The organism is Streptomyces sp. (assembly GCF_031181705.1).
Classification (GTDB): Bacteria; Actinomycetota; Actinomycetes; order Streptomycetales; family Streptomycetaceae; genus Streptomyces.
In genome coordinates this window covers 1-6719 of sequence record NZ_JAPSKN010000212.1, presented here as the reverse complement: position 1 = coordinate 6719, position 6719 = coordinate 1, and the positions used below count along the sequence as shown (strand labels likewise).

Here is a 6719-nt window from a genome sequence, read left to right as displayed (position 1 = left end):
GCTGCCGGCCCGGCCGTGGTCACCGCCCTGCCCCTGACCGGCGCCCTGGCCGTCGGAGCTGATGCCCCGACCGGGGTGGATGCCCTGCCCCCTGGGGCTCGTGCCGTGACCCCCGGGGCTTGTGCCCTGGCCGGTCCCGGCGCCCGGGCCTCCGGTGGCGCCGTCGGCCGCGCGGCCGGTTCCGACCCTGCCACCCCTGCCGCCCTTGCCGTCGTCGTCGCCGTCGGCGCCGGTCAGCGCGCCGTCCCGCAGGGCGGGCACCAGACCGGCGTTGAGCAGCGAGGACTTCCCCGCCCCCGACGCGCCCACCAGCATGACCAGACCGCCCGTGCCCGACACCGCCCGGAGCTGGGTGACGAGCGCGTCCGTGCTCCGCTCCCGGCCGAAGAACCACCGGGCGTCCTCCCGGCGATAGGAGGCCAGCCCCCGGTACGGGCACACGCCGCCCGGCGCGGGCGGCGCCTCGGTGGCGGGTCCCTCCTCCGCCGCCGACGCCGCGGGACGCTCGCCCACCGGGTCGGCCACCGCGCGCTCCCACAGCCGCTGCCACTGCGCGAGGTCGTACAGGCCCGGGGAGACCGGCGTCGGCCGCGCCCGGCGCGCCTCGGGGATCAGCACGTGCAGCACGGCCGCGAGGGCGGTGAACTGAGCGGGTACGTTCCGGGCCCGGCGCCAGTCACTGATCCGCTGGGCGGACACCCGTACGGGCCGCCCGCGTTCGTCGATCCGCTGCAGCCGCCCGACCGACTCGGACACGCGTTTGAGTGGAGGGTTGCCTGCTTCCTTGTACAGCAGTGCGAGGCGTTCCGCGAAGGCGGTGCGTGCCCCCGGGTCGGAACTCAAGGTCTCCACTCCCCACTGGTCACGCCGGGACGTCCGACGTCCGGTCCGGAAAACTCACTCTATACAGCTGACCTGCGGCAATACCCTCCGTTTGCCCCCGGAACCTCCCCGTCCATGGCCGGAAATGGCAGGATCCGGACCCAGCAATCGCACCCATCCGGTCAGCCTCCGTCCGAGTCGGACGACGGTGACTCCACCGTTCGGCACCGGTCCCCACGAGGGGAGGGACCGGTGTCGGACGACGTGGTGATCCTCCCTGCGGCCGGCGCCCTACAACCCCGCCGACCGCGCTCCCCCACCCCGCCGACCGGGCCGGCCGACGCACGATCCGGCCGGTTCGTACGCGGGATCCGGCCGGTTCGACCACAGGCCCGCTGGGCAGGCACCTCCTGGTGGGCCGTCACTTCCCGATGCCCACGGTCCGTGACGCCTTCCGAAGGGGACACAGGGTCATGAAGGTCGCCATGCGGGTCTCCGTCGACCGCGATCTCTGCTACGGATCCGCCGAGTGCGCCCACCGGGCCCCGGCGGTCTTCGACTTCGTCGACGGGTACGGCGTCGTCCGCCCGGGCCGGGAGCGGACGCCGGAGGGCGACCCGGACGTCCTGGAGGCGGCGGAGCGGTGCCCGAGCCAGGCGATCGCCCTCACCAGGGCACCGGCGCCCGACCACCCGTGAGCACGGGCGGACGCAGGCCGTTCCCCGACCTGCTCGCGGTCTTCGCCCACCCCGACGACGAGTCCCTGGCCGCGGGCGGTGTGCTCGCGCGGCACGCCGCGGCGGGCGCGCGCACGGCGGTCGTCACGGCGACCTGGGCACCGGACACCCCGCGCGCCGCGGAACTGGCCGAAGCCCTGCGCGTCCTCGGCGCCGGCCCGCCCCGGATGCTCGGTTACGCCGACTCCCGCGTCCCGCCCTCGGCCCCGGACCGGCCCCGACTCCTGGATGCCCCGCTGGACGAGACGGTGCGGGAACTGGTCGCACACCTCCGCGCGTTCCGCCCGCGGATCGTCCTCACCCACGACGCGTACGGCGGACCGACCGGCCACGAGGACCATGTGCACACCCACCGGGTGGCCCTGCTCGCGGTCCAGGCCGCCGGCCTCGAACGTCTCTACCCGGACGCCGGCGCCCCCTGGCGGCCGGACGCGCTGTACCTGGCCACGCACCCCCACTCGGCCGTCCGCTCCTGGTCCGGCCTCCTGGCTCCCACGGGCAAGCGGATGTACACGGTCCCGGACGACCACGTCACCGCCGCGGTCGACGTGTCCCCCTGGCTGGACCGCAAGGTCGCCGCGATCCTGGCCCACCGCACGGAGGTCGAACGGGGCGCCGCCCCGGGCCTGATCGCCGCGTTGCCGGACCGGGAACGCGCACTGCTGCTGGGCACGGAGTGGTACACCCGTCTCGGCCTCGCCCCCACGCCCCCGGGCGGCACGGACGCGGACCCGGAGCTGTGGTCATGAGGCCGCGCCGAAGCTCCACCGCAGACGGGACAGCGCTCGGGCCCGGGTCTCCACCACGGCCATCCGGGCCTCCCGCTCGCCCCGCTCCATGTGCGCGGCCTTGCCGGTGACCTGCCCCTCCCACTTCCGGTACAGCAACCCCACCTCCCGCGAGAACCACCCCCGGCTCACGGCGTTCAGCGCGAGCAGCAGGCCCGTGTCCTCCGAGGCGGGCAGCGCCATCCAGCCGCCGAGCGCGAGCAGCAGCTCCCGCCGGACGAACAGCGAGGCCGGATGGACCTGGGCGAGGAACCCGTTGGCCTTCCAGTACTCCAGCACGTCCCCGCGCTCGATCACCCCCTCGGCGGGATCGCCCGGGAACCCGGCCGTCGACCCGTCGGGCAGCAGATCCAGCACCCGGGACGTCACCCAGGCCAGGCCGCGGTCCCCCTCCAGCACCGCCAGATCCCGCGCGAGCACCCCGGGCGCGAGCAGGTCGTCGGCGTCCAGCACCTTCACGTAGGCACCCTCGGCGTGCGCCAGCGCCATGGTCCGCGCCACCCCGGGCCCGCCGCCCCGCCCCTGCCGGAACGTCACCCGCCGGTCCTCGGGCACGAACGGCCGCACCCCGTCGCCCTCGCCGTCCTGCTGGATCACCCAGTGCCACTCCCACCCCCCGGGCAACCGCTGCGCGCACAGCGACGCGTAGGCCTCCGGCAGGAAGCGGGCATGGGGTCCGTGCACAGCGGTGACGACGACGATGCACCGACTCACAGGCGGCTCACAGCCTTTCCGGGTACGGGACGCTCCTGCCGGAACCGGACATGCAAGCGACCCCCGACCGGAGAACCGGGCCGGGGGCCGTGCTCACTGCTCAGCAAGCGGAGGCGGTGGGATTTGAACCCACGGTGACATCGCTGCCACGACGGTTTTCAAGACCGTTCCCTTCGGCCGCTCGGGCACGCCTCCCCGCACCTGCCGTGCTCGGCGGCGCGGGGACAAGCGTAACGGGTCGGCGCGGGCGGGTGGGGGTCAGTTGTCGCCGACGCGGGAGCCCAGGGTGACCTCGGTGGTGTGCTGCTTGCCGTCGCGCTCGTAGGTGATCGTGACCTTGTCGCCCGGCTTGTGGGTCCAGATCTCGCCGATCAGCGTCGGGCCGGAGTCGATCACGTGGCCGTCGAGCTTGGTGATGACGTCGCCCGGCTTCAGGCCCGCCTTGGCGGCCGGGCCGCCCGGCTCGACCGGTGCCGAGCCGCCCGCGCCCTGGTCGGTGATCTGCGCGCCGTCGGAGCTGTCGTCCAGGGAGACGGAAGCGCCGATCTTCGCGTACACCGGCTTGCCGGTCCGGATCAGCTCCTGGGCGACGTACTTCGCCTGGTTGATCGGGATGGCGAAGCCCAGGCCGATCGAGCCGGACTGGCCGGTGCCGAAGCCGCCGTTGCCGGTGGACTGGATCGCGGAGTTGATGCCGATGACGTTGCCGTGCGCGTCCAGCAGCGGCCCGCCGGAGTTGCCCGGGTTGATCGACGCGTCGGTCTGCAGGGCGCTCATGTACGACGCCTGGCTGCCGCTGCCGTCGCTGGAGGCCACCGGGCGGTTCTTGGCGCTGATGACGCCCGTCGTCACCGTGTCGGACAGGCCGAACGGGGCGCCGATCGCGATGGTCGCGTCACCGACGGCGACCTTGTCGGAGTCGCCGAGGGTGAGCGGCTTGAGGTCGCCGGGGGCGTCCTTGAGCTTGATGACCGCGACGTCGTAGCCCTGCGCGTTGCCGACCACCTGGGCGTCGTACTTCTTGCCGTCCGGGAACGTCGCCGTGACCTTGCCGCCGTCCACCGCGTCCGCCACCACGTGGTTGTTGGTGACGATGTGGCCCTGCTTGTCGAAGACGAAGCCCGTGCCCGTGCCGCCCTCGCCGCTGGTGCTCTCGGCCTCGATCGTGACCGTGCTCGGCAGCGCCCTGGCGGCCACGCCCGCGACCGTGCCCGGGTCGCGCTTGACGTCGCCGCCGCTGGTGGAGGAGGAGACCGTCGTCGAGCCGGTGCTGTCGTCGTTGTTCTTCGCCAGGGTGTACCCCAGGCCGCCGCCCAGACCGCCCGCGGCCAGCGCGGCGATCAGGATGCCGGCGACCAGCCCGCCGCGCCCGCGGCCGGACTTCGGCGCCGGCTGCTGGTACGACGCGCCCCAGCCGCCCGGGCCGGAACCGGAGCCGCCGTCGTGCGGACCGGCCGGCGGCGGGGGCGGAGGCCAGGAGGGGTCGGGGGCGGAGGAGGAGACGCCGGGGTGACCGGCGTCGCCGGGCGCGCCCTGTCCGTACGGCCCCTGGGGCGCCGGAGCAGCGGGAGCGTCCACCGGCACGGGGGGTGCGGACGGGGCGGGGGGTACCGCGGTGCCCTCGTTCTCGGTGCTCACAGCTTCTCTCCTCGATCCACGGCTGTCTGTCCTGGGGCGCACTCGGTCGCGCTCGGTCGCGCTCGTCCACGCCGGTCGGCGGGACCGGCGCGATACAGCTGTGCTTGTCCCTTTGTATGCCGTCAGCTTTTCCCACAGGCCGTCAGAGCACCATAAGCGGTGGCTGTGGGTCCGGGGCCATTCTTTATATAGGGCATTACCGACTAAAAGGATGCAATCCCAGTGCTTCCGTCCGGATCCGCCTCTCGGTCCGGTCCGTCCGACCGGACGCGTACCCGCATGCGGTGGCACCATGACGCGGTGACCCACGCTCGCCGGCATCCGATTCAAGTCGTCGCCCACCGCGGGGCCTCCGAGGACGCCCCGGAACACACCCTGGCCGCTTACACCAAGGCGATCGAGGACGGCGCGGACGCGCTCGAATGCGATGTGCGCCTGACCGCCGACGGCCACCTGGTGTGTGTGCACGACCGACGCGTCAACCGTACGTCCAACGGCCGCGGCGCGGTCTCCGCCCTGGAGCTGGCCGACCTCGCCGCCCTGGACTTCGGCTCCTGGAAGACGCGCGACGTCTGGAAGGGACGGGACGAGGAACCCGACTGGGAGCACCGCCCGGAGGACCGCGAGGCGACCTCCGTCCTCACCCTGGAGCGGCTGCTCGAACTCGTCGCCGACGCCGGGCGCCGGGTGGAGCTGGCCGTCGAGACCAAGCACCCCACACGCTGGGCGGGGCAGGTCGAGGAGCGGCTGCTGGTCCTGCTGAAGCGGTTCGGCCTCGACGCCCCGGCCTCCGCGGAGGAGTCGCAGGTCCGGGTCATGAGCTTCTCGGCCCGCTCACTGCACCGCGTGCGTGCCGCCTCGCCGACCCTGCCGACGGTCCATCTGACGCAGTTCGTCACGCCCCGGCTGCGCGACGGGCGACTGCCCCCGGGCGTGCGGATCGCGGGCCCCTCCGTGCGCATCGTGCGCAACCACCCCGCCCACATCGAGCGCCTGAAGCGGGCGGGCCACCAGGTGCACGTGTGGACGGTCAACGAGCCCGAGGACGTGGACCTGTGCGTCGGCCTGGGCGTCGACGCCATCATCACCAACCGTCCGCGCGCGGTGCTCGACCAGTTGGGCCGCTGAGGTTCCGGGCCGGCGCCGACAGCCCCACGAGTCCCATCGGACCCACGCACACCCCTTGACCCCGCCCCCGGTCGGACGGGATGCTCCCCTCTCGGCCACAACGACGATTTCCAGCCACGCGATCACGGGAGTGCTCCGGCGCGTTCGATCCGTATTCGATCGTGGTGAGTGCGTCACCGGACGTGGATTGGCCGGTTTCCGGTACAGGCCAATGGGGCATCCACACCGTGGCGTGGGGCGAAGGAGGTCTCGGGGGTGGCGTTGGTGGTGGCACAGGAGGTGCCCACGTCGTCGAGCATGGCCGTACCCCATGGCCCTGCGGGCGTGGGCAAGGCGAGACACCGCATGCGGGCGCAGTTGCGCAGCGGCGGTGTAGCGGAATCGGTCATCGACGACGCCGTACTGATCCTTTCCGAACTTCTCAGCAACGCGTGCAAGCACGGCAGACCCCTGGGCGACGCCCTCTCCGGTGACGGCGACGTCCGTGCCGCGTGGCGCGTGGACCCGTCCGGACGGCTCATCGTCGAGGTCACGGACGGCGGCGGCCCGACCCGCCCCGCCCCCGCGACCCCGTCGGTCACCGCCCACGGCGGCCGCGGCCTGAACATCATCACCGCGCTCGCCGACGACTGGGGTGTCCGGGACGACGTCCGCGGCGAGGTCACGGTCTGGGTCGTCGTCCACGACGACGTCCACGACCCGGACGCCGGCCACCGCCGCGACGACTTCGCGACCCGTGTCACCGCCCCGGCCGTGTCCCGGATACCGGGTCTGGACTTCGCGGACGCCTTCGACGACCTGGACTGAGCGCGGTACCTGGACTGAGCGCGGTACGCCGGGACCGTGAGGGCAGGGCCGCGCCGCACCCGGCGTCGTCCACATGGACCCGGCG

The 6719-nt window shown here is 73.5% G+C and carries 6 protein-coding genes, 1 tRNA gene and 1 pseudogene; 4 read left to right on the top strand and 4 right to left on the bottom strand.

The features are described 5' to 3' along the window. Nucleotides 1-852 (bottom strand): annotated as a pseudogene (locus RIN80_RS25640) (hypothetical protein); the annotation flags it as partial. A 443-nt stretch (nt 853-1295) separates the two neighbouring features. Between RIN80_RS25640 and RIN80_RS25635 the strand changes: the two are divergent. Next, nucleotides 1296-1520, top strand: coding sequence for a ferredoxin (locus tag RIN80_RS25635; RefSeq protein WP_375141814.1), 225 nt, complete (start codon nt 1296-1298; stop codon nt 1518-1520). Next, nucleotides 1517-2308: a PIG-L deacetylase family protein gene (locus tag RIN80_RS25630; RefSeq protein WP_309098019.1), complete on the top strand. Its 792-nt coding sequence runs from the start codon at nt 1517-1519 to the stop codon at nt 2306-2308. The genes RIN80_RS25635 and RIN80_RS25630 overlap by 4 nt, the downstream gene beginning before the upstream one ends. Here the strand turns inward: RIN80_RS25630 and RIN80_RS25625 are convergent. From RIN80_RS25625 to RIN80_RS25615, 3 genes are all read right to left on the bottom strand, one after another. Continuing rightward, nucleotides 2303-3061, bottom strand: a complete 759-nt coding sequence (locus RIN80_RS25625; protein ID WP_309098018.1) for a glycosyltransferase — start codon at nt 3059-3061, stop codon at nt 2303-2305. The genes RIN80_RS25630 and RIN80_RS25625 overlap by 6 nt on opposite strands. 108 nt (nt 3062-3169) lie before the next feature. Continuing rightward, a tRNA-Ser gene (locus RIN80_RS25620) sits at nt 3170-3256 on the bottom strand. A gap of 63 nt (nt 3257-3319) precedes the next feature. Further along, a complete protein-coding gene (locus RIN80_RS25615) occupies nt 3320-4699 on the bottom strand; it encodes a trypsin-like peptidase domain-containing protein (protein WP_309098017.1) in 1380 nt (459 codons plus the stop codon). 300 nt (nt 4700-4999) lie between these two features. On the opposite strand from RIN80_RS25615, the gene RIN80_RS25610 reads away from it, so the two are divergent. Both RIN80_RS25610 and RIN80_RS25605 read left to right on the top strand, forming a co-directional pair. After that, nucleotides 5000-5827, top strand: coding sequence for a glycerophosphodiester phosphodiesterase (locus RIN80_RS25610; protein WP_309098016.1), 828 nt, complete (start codon nt 5000-5002; stop codon nt 5825-5827). A gap of 168 nt (nt 5828-5995) precedes the next feature. Continuing rightward, the gene (locus tag RIN80_RS25605; RefSeq protein WP_309098015.1) at nt 5996-6634 is read left to right on the top strand and encodes an ATP-binding protein; all 639 of its coding nucleotides are present in this window, start codon (nt 5996-5998) and stop codon (nt 6632-6634) included. Nucleotides 6635-6719 lie beyond the last annotated feature (85 nt).